Raw genomic sequence first — 17,827 nt, 5'->3', positions numbered from 1 at the left:
GGGCTGGGGTGAGAGCCTGGCGGGGGCTTGCATGCCGGCCGTCAGCCTGCTGCGCCGACAGCCTGCCCGCTGCGTCGGCAGCCGTCTGGTGGCTTGCATGCCTGCCCGCTGACTTGCATGCCTTCCGGCCGCCGACTTGCATACCTGTCCGCTGACTTGCATTCCTGTCCACCGCACCGGCTGGTGGGGTCCGAAATAGCCCAGAATGTCGCTAGATCGGGAATCTGTGCGCCGGTAGCCGGTTGGTGGGATCCGAAATCGCCTGAATTGTCGCTAGATCGGGAATCTGTGCGCCGGTGGTCGGCTGGTGGGGCCCGGAATTGCCCAGAATGTCGCTAGATCGGGAATCTGTTTAATGGGAGTAGTTTGCAATAGACAAAAGTACTGGTCAGGGGCTCGGGGGAAATGCGGGGTCTGATTTTGCTCTCACAGAATCCCGATTCAGCGACATTTGGTCGGTTGAGAGCAGCACAGAGCGGCTGGGTACCGGGAAAAGTGTGGCAGGTGGGGTGAAAGGGATAAGTGGGGCAGCTTGGCAACGCGGGGGAACTGAAATGGGGGCTATGCAGTTTCGGTTATCACTTCTTGCGGGGAAGTGGGACAATATAGCCCGTGACTACCTCTGATAACGCCAGCAACCTCAACACTTCCGCCGACCAGCCCGCTGCTGCCCACCCCGCAGCTGGCCTGGCCACCGACCCGCACTTCGAGACCGCACTCGAGGACACGCTGCAGGAAGGCCTCGCCCCCAGCGTGATTACCGTTACCGGACCCGACCGCCCCGGCGTATCCGCGGCATTCTTCCGCGTGCTGTCCTCCTACGGAGTGCAACTCCTCGACATTGAGCAGTCAGTCTTTCGTGGGAAGCTGTCACTGGCGGCGCTAGTGGGCGTCGGACAAGAAGACCTAGAGCCGCTCGGCGAGGGACTTAAAGAAACTCTGGCTTCCTACGGCATGCGCGTCAGCGTCGAGGCTGACGACAATCTTTCCAGTACCCGTCCGCACTCCACGCACGTGATGGTGGTGCTGGGCCGCCCGCTGACGGCCACGCACATCTCCCGCATCGGCCAGACCCTGGCGGACTACGGTGCGAATATCGACACGATCACCGGCATCGCGGACTACCCGGTCACCGGCCTGGAGCTTAACCTGACCGTCGCGAACCCGGCACCCGGTGGCGGCGTGCCGCTGCGCAAGGCGCTGGCGACCCTCACCTCGGAAGTGGGCGTGGACATCGCCATTGAGCGTGCGGGTCTGGCCCGCCGGGCGAAGCGCCTCATCTGCTTCGACGTGGACTCCACCCTCATCCAGCACGAGGTCATCGAAATGCTGGCAGCCTACGCAGGCCGCGAAGAAGAGGTTGCCGCTGTCACCGAGCGTGCTATGCGCGGCGAGCTCGACTTCGCCGAATCCCTGCACGAGCGCGTGAAGGCCCTCGCCGGCCTGGACGCTGCGGTGGTGGAGAAGGTAGCCCACGACATCCAGCTGACCCCTGGCGCTCGCACCACCATTCGGACGCTGAAGCGCCTGGGCTACAAGGCTGGCGTGGTTTCCGGCGGATTCATCCAGGTCATCGAGCCACTAGCCCGCGATCTGGACCTTGACTTCGCCCGCGCGAACACCCTGGAGATCGTCGACGGCAAGCTCACCGGCCGCGTGATCGGCCCGGTCATCGACCGCCAGGCGAAGGCAGAAAGCCTCAAGGAGTTCGCCTGGTCCAACGGCATCCAGCTGAACCAGACTGTCGCGGTTGGCGACGGCGCGAATGACATCGATATGCTCTCCACGGCTGGCCTGGGTATCGCCTTCAACGCGAAGCCCGCCCTCAAGGAGATCGCCGATGCCTCTGTGAACTACCCGTTCCTGGATCAGGTGCTGTTCATTCTTGGCATTTCTCGCCACGAGATTGAGGACGCCGACCTCCGCGACGGCACGTACCGCCGAGTGCCGATCGTCGAAAACTAACTGGCGCCCCCCCGGCGGCCACGCTCTAATCCGCGAATGCGGTTCTAAACCGCGCGCTCGCGCAGCTCGCGGCGCAGGATCTTACCCGTGGAGGACTTCGGAATGCCCTGCACGAACTCAACGATGCGGATCTTCTTGTAGGGCGCCACTCGCTCGGCCACGAAGTCCATCACCTGCTGCTCGTTGAGGGCAGAACCCCGCTGAGCCACAACAAAGGCCTTCGGCAGTTCCTCGCCATCGGAGGCGCGGTGCACGCCGATCACGGCGGCGTCTGCGATCTCCGGGTGGCTCAGCAGTACGGATTCCAGCTCTGCGGGCGGAACCTGGTAGCCCTTGTACTTGATCAGTTCCTTCAGGCGATCCACGATGTGGACGTTGCCCTCCGGGTCGCAGTTCGCCAGGTCGCCGGTGCGCAGCCAGCCGTCGCCCGGCAGCGCCTCGGCGGTCTGCTCCGGCTTGTTCAGGTAACCGGCCATAATCTGCGGCCCGCGGACCCACAGCTCGCCCACCTCGGATACGCCCTCGCTGGGCAGCGGGATCTCCTCCAGAGTCTCCGGATCCACCAGCTTGCTCTCAGTGTTGGCACAGGGCTTGCCGATGGAGCCGCGGTTGATGTCCTTGGAGACGTTGGCGTGCGCCAGCGGCGAAGTCTCGGTCATGCCATAGCCCTGCTGCACGTGGATGCCCAGGCGCTTCTCCAGCGCCAGGGCCAGGTCTTCATCCAGCGTGGCCGCACCGCTGAACACTCCGCGCATACGCGACAGGTCGTAGTTATCCACCATCGGGTGCTTTGCCAGCTGCACGGCGATCGGCGGGGCGATCAGCGTGAAGTTCACCTCGAACTTCTGGTGGTGCTCCAGGAAGCTCTGCAGCTCGAAGCGCGGCACCACAACCAGCTTGGCACGCTGCGCCAGCGCCAGGTTCACAAGCGCGGTCAGGCCATAGATGTGGAAGAACGGCAGGACCGCGTACACCGTGTCGTCCCGGCGCAGCAGGTCGATGTCCTGGCCCTGCTGCACGTTGGCCACCAGCTGGCGGTGCATCAGACGCACGCCCTTCGGCAGGCCGGTGGTGCCGGAGGAGTAGGGGAGTACCGCCAGGTCCTCGTCCGGGTTGATCTCTACCTCGGGGGCAGTGCGGCGCTCTGCCATGATCTGCTGCATGCCCTTGGAGGTATCCAGGTGGATGATGTTTTCTTCTGCGATGCCGGCATCCTTAGCCCCCTGGGACGAGGCGTCACCAAGCGCGGCAACAGTAAGCAGCATCTTCGCGCCAGAGTCCTCAATCTGCGCGGTGACGGTCTCCGGCGTGGACAGCAGTGACAGCGGCGATACGACAGCGCCGATGCGCCACAGGCCGTAGGCGGCGACGATGAAGTTCAGGGAGTTGGGCAGGTGCAGCGCCACCACGTCGCCCTTTTTGATGCCCTTGCTGACCAGCCAGCCTGCGGTGGACTCGATGTAGTTCTGCAGCTGCGCGAAGGTCGTTTCGGAGCCATCGGCGATGTCGATGACGGCGACGCGGTCTTCTTCTTCCGTGGTGAGGTCGCCGAAGACGTAGTCGTAGAGACCTAGCGGGCTGAGTGCGATGTCCGGGCGGTCACTTTTAATGGGCATTGCGTCGGGCTCCTATCCGTTCGCGGTTATTCTTCGCCTCCACTGTAGTCGGCATGTGCTTTAGCCGACATTACTTTTTATGTTTCGCCCTGCTAACTTTCCAATGGTGCGAATCGGTATTGAACTTCGTGCCCGTCCTATTGAACTGCGTGCGAGATCGGGCGTAATCTCTTAAGGTAATTCTTTTATTACTCGCGGGAACTTTCGCCGCCTTGCACGCATTACACAATCGTCCTGAAGCAGGTTTGAGTGGTTCATCTGCTTCAGTGCGTTCTTTGTTGTTCTGCGGATGCTGGTGGAAGGAGGTGAACGATGAGCACGAAGAGTGATTCGATCGAAAACGGAGGACACATGGCTGGCCCATCCGCTGATACCGAGGCAGACGCACCAATTCTTCCCCCGCTGGAGGAACTGTTCGGCAACGAAGCGCAGGATCTCGACGACTTGTTCAACTCGATGTTGGACGTCGCCGTTGATCCGAACACCGAGATGCCCGAGGGGGATCTGATTCCCGACCTGGATTCCTTCCCGGAGGAAGGTGCGGAAGACCCTTCGGCAGATGAGGCTTCGCACGAGGTTGATCTTGCGGATCTCGACGATTCTGGTTCTTTGGTTGATGACGCCACCTCGGCGGAGGACCTCCCCAGTGATGCTTCGGGCGACGACGTGGATACCGGCGCAGCAGAGCACGAGGATCTGGACGATCTGGGTGGTTCTGACGATCTGAGCGACCTCGCTGATCCGGTGACCGATCCCGCTGTGGACCCCGCTGTGGATCCCGCCGCCGACGTCACTGATTACGGCGAGGATGATTATGGCCACGACTACGGCGATGATCTCCCGGACGATCTGACCGACCTCAGCGGAATGTAGGGGGGAGCCAGAAATGTCTAACGGATCTAGTGCCGCACGGAAAGAACTCACCCGCGAAGAGGAACGCGACCTGCTGGCCAAAGCCCATGAGGGCGACCAGCAGGCTTTCGCGCGTTTAGCGCGCCAGGCATGGGGCAGGATGTTCTCTGTCTGCCTGTCCATCACCGGCAACCGCGCCGACGCGGAGGATGCGCTGCAGAACGCATTGACCTCCGCGTGGAAGAACATTGAGAAGTTTGACGGGCGCGCCAGGTTCTCCACTTGGGCCTACCGCATTGCCTCCAACGCTGCGCTGCAGATCGTGCGCTCCCGCCGGGACGTCCCGGAGGAAGACGCGGGCGTGGACGAGGTCGCGCAGACCCCGGAAGTCGGCTCGCAGGTTACCTCGGCAATGGTCGTGCGCCAGGCGCTGGCGCAGCTGCCGGATGACTTCCGCGAAGTCATCGTCCTGCGCGAATACACGGGCATGAGCTACCAGGACATCGCCGCCCACCAAGGGATTCCCATTCAAACGGTTAAGTCACGCATCAATCGCGCGCGTGCGAAGCTGAAGGCGGCACTGGTGGAGGCTGGCGTCACCAGCGCATAAACAGTCAGGCACGGCCCTTCCGCAAACAAGCACAGCAAAGAGCCCCACAACATCGAGCAGTTCAAGCTTTGCTCGGTGGGTGGGGCTCTAACTTGTGCCGATCGCTGAGGGGCTAGTCCTGCGGCATCAGGTTGTAGAACTTCAGCATCTCGATGAAGCTTTCCTTGGTGTCATCAGACTTGCCGTTGGAAAGCACGACCAGCTTCTCCTCGGGGTACCACACCGTAACGTTCGGGCTGGAGTAGTTGGCGCTGGGGTAGAAGATAATCTCCGGCCAACCATTGCCGGCCTCCTGGAGGGTCTGACCCTTCACGGCAGAGTTCTTTCCGTGGTCGTAGACCTTCTGCGCATCGTCGCCAGTCTGTGTGTACCGGAAGTTGTTGTAGAGGAACTCATCCTTGTGATCCTCGAGGGAATCGCGGCTCGGTATGCAGGAGTACATCTTGGTATCCATGCCGTCGTAGGCCGCGCCAGCGAAACTTGCCTTATCCTGCCTGGTGCTGCAGCTATCGATGCGGTTGTAGAAGTTCGTCGGAGTGTAGTCCTTGACCTCCGGGAGCAGGGAGGCCAAGGGCTTGTACATATCCGACTCGTACGGCTCCCGCGCTGGGGTGTAGGGGTTGGCCTCGGTGAACGGCGGGTTACCACCATCGCTGTTGCTGCCGCCTCCGCCGCTGCCGCCGCCACCGTTGTCATCGCCGCCATTCAGTGCGACGAAGCCGATGGCTATCACGACCGCCAGGATGGCTACGCACGCCGTGATGATCACCGGGGTGTTGGACTTCTTCGGCTTCGAGGAGCTCGTTGCGTGAGCGCTGGCGAAGTTGCTGGCGCCGTATGCGTTCGCCGAGCTGGGCACGAAGGCAGCGGTCTGCGGGGAAGTGTTGTAGGACTGCGATCCCTGGCTCTGCCCCTGACCCGCACGCGGCATTCCGGGCGGAGTTGCCGGGCCGGACTGGCCGGGTTGGCTTGACTGGCCGGAACGGCTTGCAGCTGAGGCAGCACCGGCGCCCAGCCCAGCGCCAGCGGCGCCAGTTAGTCCGGCAGCACCGGGGCGAGAACCTGCCCCCTGGGCTCCGTTCACGCCACCGGTGAACCCGCGCAGGGTTGCGGCCAGCGCACCGCGGCTCACCACGGTCTTCGGGTCGTCGAGCGTCATGACGGTGCCGACTTCACCCAGACGGTCCTGCACAAACGGAATGCGCGACGATCCGCCGGTCATGTAGATCGGGGTCTTTGTGGAATCGACGCCCGCCTGCGTCAGCGCCGCACGAGTCAGCTCAACTCCGCGCATGATCGACTGCTCGATAACGTTGTTGAACTCGTCGCGGGTGATCAGCAGGTCGGTTTCCCCGTGGGGAGTGGAGACGCTGATGGTAGCTGAGGACGTATCCGACAGGATCTCCTTGGCCTCCCGAATGCTGGACTCCAGCGCGTGCACCGTGGTGATGGGCGCGGAGCGAACGAAGTCTGCCAGGTCGGGGTCGTCGTGCTCCAGCTGGTCCAGAACCCAGCGGTAGAGCAGGTTATCGATGGTGCGCCCGCCCAGGCTGTTATCGCCCTTGGCGGCCACGACCTCGAAGTTGCCATCCCCCTTGGCGCGCAGCACGGCAATATCCAGGGTGCCGCCACCGAAGTCGAACACTGCCACGTGGGAACCGGACTGCACGGACTGCTGGGAGGCATAGTGGATCGCAGCTGCGCGCGGCTCGGACAGCACGCGCAGGTTCTGCTCCGGCACGCCTGCGGCGACGGCGCTGCGCTTCAGCTGCTCCACGGAGTGCGCCGACCACGCTTCGGGGTGGGTCAGCGTAACGGTCTCGGGATCCTGGTTGGCGTGCTGCGCCTTGCCAGAGCGCAGGACGGTGGCAATCACGGAGCCGACGATCTTCGTCAGCGGCAGGCTACGGCCAGCCAGCTGAACTTCATCGTGGTCGATGTAGCGCTTGGGGCTGAGCAGCAGTCGGGAAGGGTCGCGGCGGCCACGGGCGAGGGCAGAATCGCCGTTGAGCAGCGTGGGCTCCTCGTCGGCGGCGGCGTGCGCGCCGTGCGGGGCATCCAGGAACACGGCCGACGGCATGATGTTGGAGCGGTGCGTCAACGCAAGGGCGGAGATCTCCCTACCCATGGGGCTCTGGTGAGCGGCAGCCGTATTCGAGGTACCGAAGTCGACCGCCAGATGCCATGCGTTAGTCATTTAAAGTACAGCTCCTGACAAAACTTAAGGGTTTAAAAGCGTTTAAGGCATAAGTAGCTTACACTTTAGCGCCTCGGTTGGCCTTTAGTGCGTTGCTTGTAAGGCTGATTGGAAAGAGCCCAGGAGGCGCTCGCGGGCCTCGTCTTCCGCCGCCGACAGTGGGGACATCGACATTTGCTGCATTTCGGCGATCTTATCCTCCAGCGCCTGGCGGACCTGTTCCACCGGAGTATCGCGCGGCAGGTTCACGGTCTCTGCCGGGTGCCCGGCCGTCACGGCGGACCGCAGCAGCGGCAGCAGGCGCGAATCCGGGGTGGAGGCGTAAGTATTGCGGTAGCTGCGGTACAGCATCACAAAGTGCATGCCCGGCTGCGCCAGCGTCACCGACTGCACCCAGCGCACGTGCTGCAGGTCCGGGTGGTTGGAGGCCAGGTCGTCCAGCACGTCCAGCATTCGGGCGGCGCGCTGTAGCACGGCGAAGTAGGTGATGTCGCCAGTCAGCAGGTGCACCAGCTCCGAGACCCCGGAGGTCTCCACCATCCACTTGACCAGCGCTGGCGCCCCGCCCTCGGCGGCGATGCGGCGCCCGGCGAACACCCCGTACTCGCCCATAACGTCCAGCAGGTCGTCGCGGATGTTGGCGCTGCACTCCGGCACGATCTCCCGCGGATCCTCTGCCTCCAGCAGGTCCAGCAGGCCTTCGCGGTCCAGGTGCGCCAGTGCGCTTAGGTTGCGAGCCACATCGCCGGTGACCTTGCCCGTCAGGGCGGATTCCGCCATCAGGCCAGAGAGCGGAATGGTGCGCTGCACAGTGCTCATCAGTCGCTTCTGAATGCTGTCGGCGTGCTGGCGGGCGTGCTGCAACGGATCGATGGGGCCGAAGGCACCGGAACCGAAAGAGTCCGCTCTGGAAAGAATGCCGACGGTATTTAGGGGCGTCATTCCCAATTGGGAGAGGAACCGCTTCTCGTCCTCGCGCGGGGCAGAGTCCGACAGGAAGACGAGGCAGTCGGCCCAACCGCTGGCGCGGCGCGTGTCTTTTTGCCCGTCGACGAGTACGCGGCGGGTGCGCTCCTCGTTCTCGACGGTCAGGGTGGCGGTGCCGGGGGTGTCGATCAGAGTGAGCTCCTGCAGGCGCCGGTTGGGCAGGAACTGGTCCACAAAGTCCACCTGATTCACCGGCACGGTGAGGTTATTCAGCGGGCCGTTGTTCAGCGGCACACGGATGACCTGCCCGTCGACAGTGTGGATCTCGGCGCGGGCAGGCGCACCGTTGTGGTACATGCTCACCGCCATGGTGCACTCCAGGGCGCCGGTCGCGGCAATCAGGTTCTCTGTTAGAGCGTTGACCAGCGTGGACTTACCTGACTTCAGGCGGCCGACCACGGCCGCGCGCGGCGGGCGGGTGACCATCAGGCGCAGCTGTTCGGCGTGCCTCGCCAGGTCCGGCGAACCGCCAGCCAAAGCGTCGACGGCCTGCGTAAGCAGCAGCGTCAGGTCGGAGACGCGCTGGCTCAAATGCGCCGAGGCCGATTGGATCTGATTTCCCTGCTCCATTTACATCCCCGCCTTCGCGTGTTCCGCCATGCTCGCCGCCCCGCGCCGGGTGCGTTTCAGCGCCGCCAGGTGCCCATCTAGCTCTTCGATGGTCTGGTTCACAATCTCCAGGTTCTTCTTCAGCCGGCTGATGGTCTGCTTGCGCTGGGCCTCGGATTCGCGGGCGATCTTCTGTGCGGATTCGATCTTGGACTGCAGGTTGCGCTGCTCCTGGCGAATTGCGGAGCGGTGGCGCAGCAGGATTTCCGTCCTACCGGTGGTAATCGCAATGTCGATCATGCGATTGATGGAGGTGCGGGTGGTCGCAATAGTCTCGCGGAGCCAGATAAGTAGGTGTTGCTTGCCGTTGCGCATTGCTCGGTAGCCCATGTTCACGCCGATCCAGGCGGCTGCGGCCACGGGGGCGAAGGGGATGACTACTGTCAGGGCGCCCGCACCGACGATGCCCATCGTCAGCATCGACGGATCCACCAGGCCGGTGGTTTTCTTCTCCACATCGTGGCTGAGGGAGCTCGGCGGGGCCAGTGCTGCGAAGATCTGTTGCTGCACCTGGTCCACCATGTCCTGGCGCCCCTGGAATAGCTGGGCGGCACGGGCGGTCACTTCGCTGACCATCGCCATCACCATCTGTTCCATGATCTGGCGCAGTTCGATCTCGATCTGGCTGGTGAATACCTGCGGTTTGCTGCGCAGCACACGCATGCCTTCAGCATTGACGCGATTGGTCCAGCGCGTCTTTACGTCCGTCAGCGCCTCGTCCATCGCCGCGGAGACCTTGTTGCGGCTCAGCTGGATGTCGCGCATAAACAGCTGTTCCCACTCGCTGGTGGCATCGCGGAACGCCTCCAGCTTGCGCTTTTCTGCTTCGAGTTCGCCGACTGCATCGCTGGTTTTGTCGTAGAGCTTGATGTCGCGCTCGATGTCGGTGGTGATGGTGTGCATCGTCGACTTGGTGATCTCGAGCGCGGTCACCGTGCCGAGGTTGCCCGGCGAGTTCACGTGGTCGATGATCTGTTGGCGCAGCTCGGCGACGCCACATCGTTGCTCGATCTGTGCTCTTTTTTCTGGTGACGCCGATTCCGCCGCGTCCAAAGCCCGCAACGAGGACACTCCAATGACCGGGATGTCCAGGCCTAGGTGCTCTGCGATGAGGCGCTGGTCGTCGGCAACGATGGAGCGCCAGCGGCGCACATTCTTATCGGTCTTGGTGACGGCCACGATCACGCTGCCGACCTGCTCGCGCGCGCGGCGGAGAATGTCCATCTCCGGGGCGGTGATCGGAGTGGAGGCATCGCAGACCATGAGCAGCACGCCGGCATTTCGGGCCTCCGCCAAGGAGGCCGCCACCGCATGCTCGTCCAGGCCGCCCACGCCCGGAGTGTCGATGATGGTCACCTTGCCCATGCCAGAGTAGGGAACCAGCAGCTCGGCGGCGCTGGGTAGGGAGGCTACTTCCTTACTATCTTTCGGCGCGCGGTTGATGGCATCCACGGCCTCCTGGGTGACCCAGTTCTTTAGATCCTCGGGCTCGATCGGGTCGTACTCCGTGCCCCGCACCAGGCGCGCCAGCACTGGCTGGTCCGGATCCTGGTCGGGCTCGGTGTGGATACGGATTGGGGCGCTGGTGGCGGTGATGACGTCCACCGGCAGCAGATCGCGCCGACCGACCAGAGCGTTGACGAGGGAGGACTTTCCGCGCTTGACCTCGCCGATGATGACCACGGCGGAGGTGCGGTATTTCGCATTCACGAGGTTCTGCACACGATCCGCGGCATCGTGCATCTTGTATTTCCTGGCGATAGTGGCCCCGCGTTCGACGCTTGCCTGGGGGGATCGGCCCGCAGCGTTTGGGATGGGGGTCACGGTGTATATCGCCTTTCTTTGTAGTGTCCGGTTAGCGCGCTGCAAGTGCACGGTAGTGCGAGAATGCCATTCTAGTATGCCGATAAATGGACTTTCCGGGAGTTTAGCTTAAGCACTATGCATGCTTTCACCCCCGGAACTGCTTTCAGGATTCAGGTGGCGGAAATGTCTTCTACTAGGGATTTCGTGGTTTCTGGGGCGAGGGGGCGTCCATAATAAATACCCCCAAGGAACAACTTGTAGGGGAGGGGCATTCAATAACTGACAGGCAGCCAGGAAGAGCCTGAAGGATACTAGGAAGAACACTGAAAAGGAGCACACAATGTCCAACGAGAACCTGAACAACGGAAACAACGCTAACAACAACGGCCTCACCACCAACGACAACGCGGGCGCCCCGGATCACTCCCTGGGCCGCTGGGATGTACTGGACGCAGACGGCAACATGGTCCAGGGCAACATCGTCGGCGCGCAGGACACCAACGGCGACGGCAAGGCGGACGCCTTCCAGGTGGACATCACCGGCGACGGACGCCCGGACGGCACGGTCTACGACAAGGACGGCGACGGCGTGACCGACCGCGCGGAGATGGACTACGACCAGGACGGCATCGTCGACACGGTCTACGAAGACATCGACGGCGACGGCGTGATCGACAACATGTCGGTAGACACCACCAACGACGGCAAGCTGGACACCAAGGCCACCGACTACGACGGCGACGGTGTGACCGACAACGTGAAGATCGACTCCAACGGCGACGGAAACTACGACGTGACCGCCTACGACTTCGATGGCGACGGCAAGGTAGACAGCGTTGCCTATGACACCGATGGCGATGGAATCTCCGACTACTCCGAGTTCGACCACGACGGCAACGGCGTTGTCGACGGCACCAGCGGCGAAGTCCCGCCGTCCGCGGCACAGCAGGCGGTAGGCGAGGGCATCTGGGGCTCCCAGAGCCAGACCGCGGCTCCGCAGGATGCAGCCCCGCAGAACGCAGCCCCGCAGGCTGAGGCTCCGGCGGCTGAGGCTCCGGCGGCTGAGGCTCCGGCTGAGGACAAGCCCGAGTCTCGCACAGAGGACAAGGCAGAGGCGCCGGCAGAAGACGCAGCCCCGCAGGGGGGCGCAGACACTGACCTGCAGTCCGCCGGTGCGGACAGCGCAGCCCCGAACGGCGGCGAGTACGTGGATCTGGATGGTGACGGCCTGGCAGACGGTGTTGCATACGACACCAACAACGACGGCCAGATCGACGCACTCGAGATCGACACCACCGGCGACAACCAGACGGACACCGTGTTCGTGGACACCGACGGTGACGGCCAGGTGGACGAGCGCCACGTGGACACCGACGGCGACGGTTTCACCGACGAGGCTCTGCTGGATACCGACTTCGACGGCATCGGCGACACCAAGGTGTACGACCACGACGGCGACGGCGTGTACGAGTCCGCCGAGGAGACCTACACCGAGGACATCGCCCCGACCTTCGACGACCTGCTGGGCGGCGCTGGCGACAGCGCAGCCGCTGGCAACGACGGCGCGGATCTGGCCTAAGGGGTCAGCCTAAGGGGCCAGCCCCTAAGGCCCTAGCCGACTAAGCTTCAACCAGGCGACGCAGTGCACCCCGCACTGTGTCGCCATTTTCCGTGTACCAGAAGTCCGGCATCGAGCGGCGGATGTAGCTGCCGTAACGCTTCGTGGCCAGCCGCTGATCCAGCACCGCCACCACGCCCCGGTCGTCCACGGAACGCAGCAGGCGGCCCGCGCCCTGCGCCATCAGCAGCGCCGCGTGGTTCGCCGCCACCTCCATGAATCCGCTGCCGCCGCGCTGGTCGGCGGCCTCCTGCCGGGCTTGCTGCAGCGGATCGTCGGGGCGCGGGAAGGGGATGCGGTCGATGATCACCAGCGAAAGCGACTTGCCGGGTACGTCCACGCCCTGCCACAGCCCGAGGGTGCCGAAGAGGCAGGCGGACTGGTTCTTGCGGAACTTTTCCACCAGCGTGGACATGGAGTCTTCGCCCTGCAGCAGAATCTCGTAGGGCACCACCGTGCGTAGCTGCTCGGCCATGTCCTCGGCCGCGCGCCGGGAGCTGAAAAGCCCCAGGGTGCGCCCGCCGGCGGCGTTGATCAGCCGCGCGGTTTCGTCCACGGAGGCGTCGCTAGCGCGGTCCCGCCCGGGCGGGGGCAGGTGCCGGGCGACGTAGAGAATGCCGTGGGTGCGCGCGTCGAAGGGCGTGCCAGCATCCAGTGTGGGGGTGCTCTTCGGCAGCCCCCAGCGGCTGAGCATGGAGGTGAACTTGCCGCCCAGCGCCAGCGTCGCCGAGGTCAGGATCACCGTGTTCCGGCCGAAAAGGCGCTGGCGCAACAGGTCGGCAACGCTCAAGGGGGCGACCCGTACGACGTGCTTCGGTGCGCGCGGACCGGAGTCTGCGGTGTACCAGATGACGTCCTCGCCGAGCAGGTCCTCGTCTTCGGCAACTGCGCTGTTGCCCTCGCCCACGCGCGAGGCGTTGAGGATGCGCATGCACGTATCGTTGAGCTCCTCGGTGGCCACGATCACCGCCAGGCGTTCGGCGGCCTTCTTTGAATCATTCGCAAACTCGGAGGCGGGTATGCCGCTGACCTGCCGGTTCGTCTTCCACGCCGCGTCCCTTAGCGCCGCGAGCGGCACCTGCAGTGCCTCGGGCACGCCGGTCCAGCGCCCCTCGATGCCGGTGCCGAAGCGGTCGTTGTTTTTGGACGCCGCCGCCTCCGCCTTTAACGCCTCCGTCCACCTGTCGCCTGCTTCGGCCAGCTCGTCCCCGGCAGCGTCTGCGCCGGAGACGGCCAGCTTCGCGGCGCGTTTGGCCAGCACGGCGATGGCGGTGGGGGATAGTTCGGCGGTGGCGACGGAGGTAATGCGATCCTCCAGCTCGTGGGCCTCGTCTACGATCACTGTGTCGTGCTCCGGCAAGACTGGGGCGTCCACAAGAGCATCGATGGCAAGCAGGGCATGGTTGGTGACGACAACGTCGGCATCCGCGGCGTGGGCGCGGGCGCGCTCGGCGAAGCACTGCTCGCCGAAGGGGCAGCGGGTAGCACCGAGGCACTCGCGGGAGGACACGCTGACCTGGCGCCACGCGCGATCGCTGACGCCCTGGGGGAGATTATCGCGGTCGCCATCCTCGGTTTCGCCAGCCCATTCGTGCAGGCGGGCGACTTGGGCGCCGGTGGCGGAGAGCTGGGAGGGATCCAGGAGGGACTCTTCGGCCTCTTCCACGCCGCTGTCGGTCTGCGCGTTATTCACCTTGTTCAGGCAGACGTAGTTACCGCGACCTTTTTGGATGGCGAACTCAAGCGGGCGGGGCAGCTCTGGTTCGAGGGCTTTGGCCAGGCGTGGCAGGTCGCGCTCCACCAGCTGGCGCTGCAGGGCGATCGTCGCGGTGGAGACGATGACGGGGTAGTCGGAATCCATGGCCGCGGCGATGCTGGGGATCAAGTAGGCCAGGGACTTACCCGTGCCGGTGCCGGCCTGGACGGCCAGGTGGTGTTCTTTGTCAATGGCCTCGGCCACGGCCTTGGCCATCTTCTGCTGGCCCGGGCGCGGGGCACCGCCGAGGTCGATGACGGCGAGGCTGAGGAGGTCGAGGACGTTGGAGCTCATGCGAAACTGTGCGAACCTTTGCGAAACTTCTAGGCCTTGATATTGCGGATGTGGCGCACCTGCAGGGCGGGTTCGTCGCGGGTGAGAGCCAGGCCTTCCCAGGGCAGGCAAACTAGCTGCTTGGCGCAGTGCTCGCGGGATTCCTCTAGGGTGGGCAGGCCGTCCACGAGCTCGCCGTCGCGCACCATGGGGATGGTCAGCTGGGTGCTTTTCAGCCCTTCGGCCTGGGGCAGTTCCGTACCCATGGGGAAGGTGACTTCCTCGACGGCCGTGCCGGAGGGGCGGCTAAAGCGGGCGGCATCCTTCGCCCCGCCGAGACTGGCCTTGCCGCGGGAGCGCTTGGCGACGGGCACACCGTCTACCTCCACGAGCTTGTAGACCAGCCCGGCGGTGGGTGCCCCGGAGCCTGTGACGACGGAAGTGCCCACGCCGAAGGAATCCACCGGCTCGCTGCGCAGGGCGGCGATGGAGAACTCGTCCATGTCGGAAGAGACCACGATCTTGGTGTTAGTTGCCCCCAGGGAATCCAGCTGGTCGCGCACGCGGCGGGTCAGCACACCCAAATCGCCGGAGTCGATGCGCACGGCTCCCAGTTCCGTGCCGCCGGCGGCAACGGCGTTTTCCACGCCTTGAGTGATGTCGTAGGTATCCACCAACAGGGTGGTGTCCGTTCCCAGGGCGGCGATCTGTGCCTTGAAGGCTGCGAGCTCGTCGGGGGTGCCATCCGGGCGGGTGTGCAGCAGGGTCCAGGCGTGGGCAGCGGTGCCGGAAGCCGGGATGCCGTAGCGCTGCGCGGCCTCCATGTTGGAGGTGGCGACGAACCCAGCCAGGTAGGCGGCGCGGGCGGAGGTCACGGCGGCGTATTCGTGGGTGCGGCGTGCGCCCATGTCGATGATGGGACGATCGCCGGCGGCGGTGACCATACGGGCGGCGGCGCTGGCCACGGCGGAATCCATGTTCAGGATGGAGAGAATCACCGTCTCCAGGATCACGCACTCACCGAAGGTGCCCCGGAGCGTCAGGACGGGGGAGTGGGGGAAGTACAGCTCGCCTTCCCGGTAGCCGTCGATTTGCCCGGAGAAGCGGAAGTTGCGCAGGTATTCCAGGGTTTCGTCCCGCAGGAAGTCGATGCGATCCAGCTGCTGGTCGGTAAATACGAAATCGCGCACGGCCTGCAGTACGCGGGCGGTGCCGGCGATTACGCCGTAGCGGCGCTCGTTGGGCAGGCGGCGGGTGAACACCTCGAAGGTGCAGGCGCGGTCGACAGTGCCGTCGAGGATCGCGGCCTCGAGCATGGTGAGTTCGTATTTGTCCGTAAGAAGTGCGGAGGAGCGGGTGCTGTGGGTAGTGCTGGGGGTGCTGTTTTCGTTCACCCGCTCCATGCTAGTCCACGCCCTCCCGAGGACCCGGCAGCGAAGATGGCCGATGTGGGTATTCTGGAAAGCATGACTTCCCCAGCCGCTCCCGCTGCCACCCCTGTGGCGGACAAACTGCCAGAAACACTGACGGAGCCCAACCTGCCGTGGATGTGCATCTGTTGGGACGATCCGGTGAACCTGATGAGCTACGTGACGTACGTCTTCCAGACCGTACTGGGTTACTCGCGCAAGCGCGCCACGGAGCTGATGATGCAGGTCCACACCGAGGGTAAGGCCGTGGTGAGCTCGGGCGAGCGCGACAAGGTTGAAGGGGACGTGAAGAAGCTGCAGACCGCCGGGCTATGGGCGACGATGCAGCGGGCGGACGGGTAGGCGTCAATAAAGAAAGAAGGAACGAACATGCAGCCGTGGACGAAGAAGAACAGCCTGCTGCGCGGGACTCGCTTTAATACGCAGCTGGAGCCGCTCGAGCGCGAGATGCTGGGGGATTCGGCGGTGGCCGTCTCCGACAAGCTGATGGAGCGTGCGCGGACCGCCCCGAAAGACGAGCTGGCGGAGATGACGGGCATGGCCAGCGGGCACGCCGATGCGCCGAAGGATCCGGGGCTGGCGCGGCTGCTGCCGAGCTTCTTCCGCGAGGGGGACGAGGAAGTCGACGGCGATGCGGCGCTGACCCGCCAGCTGAACGAGACGGACATCATCAAGACGAAGCTGACTAACCTGCGCTTTGTGGTGGACTACCTGGGGCCTAATGGTTCGGTCAATGTTTCGCTGACGCAGGACGAGGTCCACCCGTGGCTGAGCGCGATCAACGACATTCGTCTGTACCACTCTGCGCAGTACGAGGAGTTCAAGAAGGAGCTTCTCGAGGGGGATGAGAACTCCGATCAAGCAACGGCGGCGCAGAACTACCTGGACTGGTTGGGCTACCACCAGGACAGTCTGTTGTCGGCGATGATGGGTGAATAATGAGCATAGAGTTGTTCGGCTGCCAGCCCGGACCTGCTAATTCTTTGGCGGATGTGGCGGGCATTGGTGTCGGCCACGCGGTGTGCGAGGACGGTGCGGGGGATTCGGGCGTGACCATGCTCGTCGCCCCGAAATCCGCCACTGCCAGCGTGGATGTGCGCGGTGGTGGGCCGGGGACTCGCGAGACGGATCTTCTGGCGCCGCACAACACGGTGCAGGCCGTGCACGCTATTGGTCTGTGCGGTGGTTCTGCTTTTGGTCTTGACGCCCTCACGGGGGCAATGGCCGAACTGGAGAGTAGGGGGATCGGCTTCCCCGTGCTGGGTCCGGAGCACCCGGATAAGTTGGTGCCGATCGTGCCGGGGGCTGTGATTTTTGATCTGCTGTTGGGACGCTGGGATTCGCGGCCGGATGCGGCCACGGGAGCGGCAGCGACGGCGGCGGCGCTGGGGGCCGTGGCTGGCGGCGCGGCTGAGCAGGGCGCTGCAGAGCAGAGGGGCTCAGGGCAGGGGGCGCTGAACGGCAACGTCGGCGCGGGGCTGGGAGCCTCGGCCGGAGCGCTGAAGGGTGGCTTTGGTCAGGCCAGCGCCGTGTTCCCCGAAGGCACCCCGCTGGCGGGGGTGACTGTTGCCGTGGGCATTGTGGTGAACCCGCAGGGCGCGATTTTCGATCCGGCAACCGGCCTGCCGTGGGGACTCGCCGCGGAGCTGGACGGGGAGTTTGCCAGATACGGACTGGCCGACGGCCTGGTTGATGGTGAGCCGGTGGGGGCTGAGGGCGTCGAAAGGTTAAAGAGCAAGAACCTGCTCGGAACGAAGATCACGGCGGACATGCTGGCGCCGAAGCTCAACACGACGATCGGGGTGGTGACGACCGATGCGCCGCTGACGAAGGCGCAGGCCAAGAGGCTGGCGCTGGCGGGGCACGACGGGATCGCGAGGGCGATTCGGCCGGCACACATGCCGATGGACGGGGACACTCTGTTTGCGATGGCGACAGGCGAGCACGGTACGGGGGCGGCTGTGGATGATATTGGTATGAGCCTGCTCTCGGCGGTCGCTGCCAACACGGTGGAGCGGGCGATTGTGCATGCCGTGTTGGCGGCGGAATCGGCCTTCGGTGTGCTGAGCTGGCGCGATGTAGTGAAAGGGACGTAATGAAAGGAGAGA

General features: G+C 64.3%; 13 protein-coding genes. 7 read left to right on the top strand and 6 right to left on the bottom strand.

Annotated elements, in window-relative coordinates; all coding sequences use genetic code 11:
* The first annotated feature begins 612 nt into the window (after window positions 1-612).
* On the top strand, window positions 613-1,965 hold the full coding sequence (gene serB / locus MHX52_RS09125; RefSeq protein ID WP_239317840.1) for a phosphoserine phosphatase SerB: 1,353 nt from the start codon (window positions 613-615) through the stop codon (window positions 1,963-1,965).
* 44 nt (window positions 1,966-2,009) lie between these two features.
* On the opposite strand, the gene MHX52_RS09120 is transcribed toward serB, so the two are convergent.
* On the bottom strand, window positions 2,010-3,581 hold the full coding sequence (locus MHX52_RS09120; protein WP_239317838.1) for an AMP-binding protein: 1,572 nt from the start codon (window positions 3,579-3,581) through the stop codon (window positions 2,010-2,012).
* A 312-nt stretch (window positions 3,582-3,893) separates the two neighbouring features.
* Between MHX52_RS09120 and MHX52_RS09115 the strand changes: the two genes are divergently transcribed.
* Window positions 3,894-4,454 (top strand): hypothetical protein, encoded by a 561-nt coding sequence (locus tag MHX52_RS09115; protein ID WP_239317836.1) that lies wholly within the window; start codon window positions 3,894-3,896, stop codon window positions 4,452-4,454.
* A 13-nt stretch (window positions 4,455-4,467) separates the two neighbouring features.
* On the top strand, window positions 4,468-5,043 hold the full coding sequence (locus MHX52_RS09110) for an RNA polymerase sigma factor (protein ID WP_239317834.1): 576 nt from the start codon (window positions 4,468-4,470) through the stop codon (window positions 5,041-5,043).
* Between the two features lie 112 nt (window positions 5,044-5,155).
* Here the strand turns inward: MHX52_RS09110 and MHX52_RS10395 are convergent, their stop codons facing one another.
* From MHX52_RS10395 to MHX52_RS09095, 3 genes are all read right to left on the bottom strand, one after another.
* On the bottom strand, window positions 5,156-7,240 hold the full coding sequence (locus MHX52_RS10395; RefSeq protein ID WP_304504286.1) for an Hsp70 family protein: 2,085 nt from the start codon (window positions 7,238-7,240) through the stop codon (window positions 5,156-5,158).
* Window positions 7,241-7,324: 84 nt separating this feature from the next.
* A complete protein-coding gene (locus tag MHX52_RS09100; protein WP_239317832.1) occupies window positions 7,325-8,797 on the bottom strand; it encodes a GTPase in 1,473 nt (490 codons plus the stop codon).
* On the bottom strand, window positions 8,798-10,579 hold the full coding sequence (locus MHX52_RS09095) for a dynamin family protein (RefSeq protein WP_239317831.1): 1,782 nt from the start codon (window positions 10,577-10,579) through the stop codon (window positions 8,798-8,800).
* Window positions 10,580-10,982: 403 nt separating this feature from the next.
* Between MHX52_RS09095 and MHX52_RS09090 the strand changes: the two genes are divergently transcribed.
* A complete protein-coding gene (locus MHX52_RS09090) occupies window positions 10,983-12,221 on the top strand; it encodes a hypothetical protein (protein ID WP_239317829.1) in 1,239 nt (412 codons plus the stop codon).
* Between the two features lie 40 nt (window positions 12,222-12,261).
* On the opposite strand, the gene MHX52_RS09085 is transcribed toward MHX52_RS09090, so the two are convergent.
* Entirely contained in the window at window positions 12,262-14,310 is a 2,049-nt protein-coding gene (locus MHX52_RS09085) for an ATP-dependent DNA helicase (RefSeq protein WP_239317827.1), read from the bottom strand.
* Between the two features lie 29 nt (window positions 14,311-14,339).
* Window positions 14,340-15,692 carry a nicotinate phosphoribosyltransferase gene (locus MHX52_RS09080; RefSeq protein WP_239317825.1) on the bottom strand — a complete coding sequence of 451 codons (1,353 nt, stop codon included), beginning with the start codon at window positions 15,690-15,692 and terminating at the stop codon, window positions 14,340-14,342.
* Between the two features lie 63 nt (window positions 15,693-15,755).
* Between MHX52_RS09080 and clpS the strand changes: the two genes are divergently transcribed.
* The 3 genes from clpS to MHX52_RS09065 are packed head-to-tail and all read left to right on the top strand — an operon-like array spanning window position 15,756 to window position 17,815.
* Entirely contained in the window at window positions 15,756-16,061 is a 306-nt protein-coding gene (gene clpS / locus MHX52_RS09075; RefSeq protein ID WP_011273166.1) for an ATP-dependent Clp protease adapter ClpS, read from the top strand.
* 27 nt (window positions 16,062-16,088) lie between these two features.
* Complete coding sequence (locus MHX52_RS09070) at window positions 16,089-16,658, top strand: DUF2017 domain-containing protein (protein WP_005294124.1); 570 nt, start codon at window positions 16,089-16,091, stop codon at window positions 16,656-16,658.
* On the top strand, window positions 16,658-17,815 hold the full coding sequence (locus MHX52_RS09065) for a P1 family peptidase (RefSeq protein WP_239317822.1): 1,158 nt from the start codon (window positions 16,658-16,660) through the stop codon (window positions 17,813-17,815). The genes MHX52_RS09070 and MHX52_RS09065 overlap by 1 nt, the downstream gene beginning before the upstream one ends.
* The last annotated feature ends 12 nt before the right edge of the window (window positions 17,816-17,827 follow it).

Source organism: Corynebacterium sp. ACRQJ (assembly GCF_022346045.1).
Taxonomy (GTDB): Bacteria; Actinomycetota; Actinomycetes; order Mycobacteriales; family Mycobacteriaceae; genus Corynebacterium; species Corynebacterium evansiae.
The sequence above is the reverse complement of the archived record's forward strand: the minus strand, read 5'-3'. Positions and strand labels throughout refer to the sequence as shown.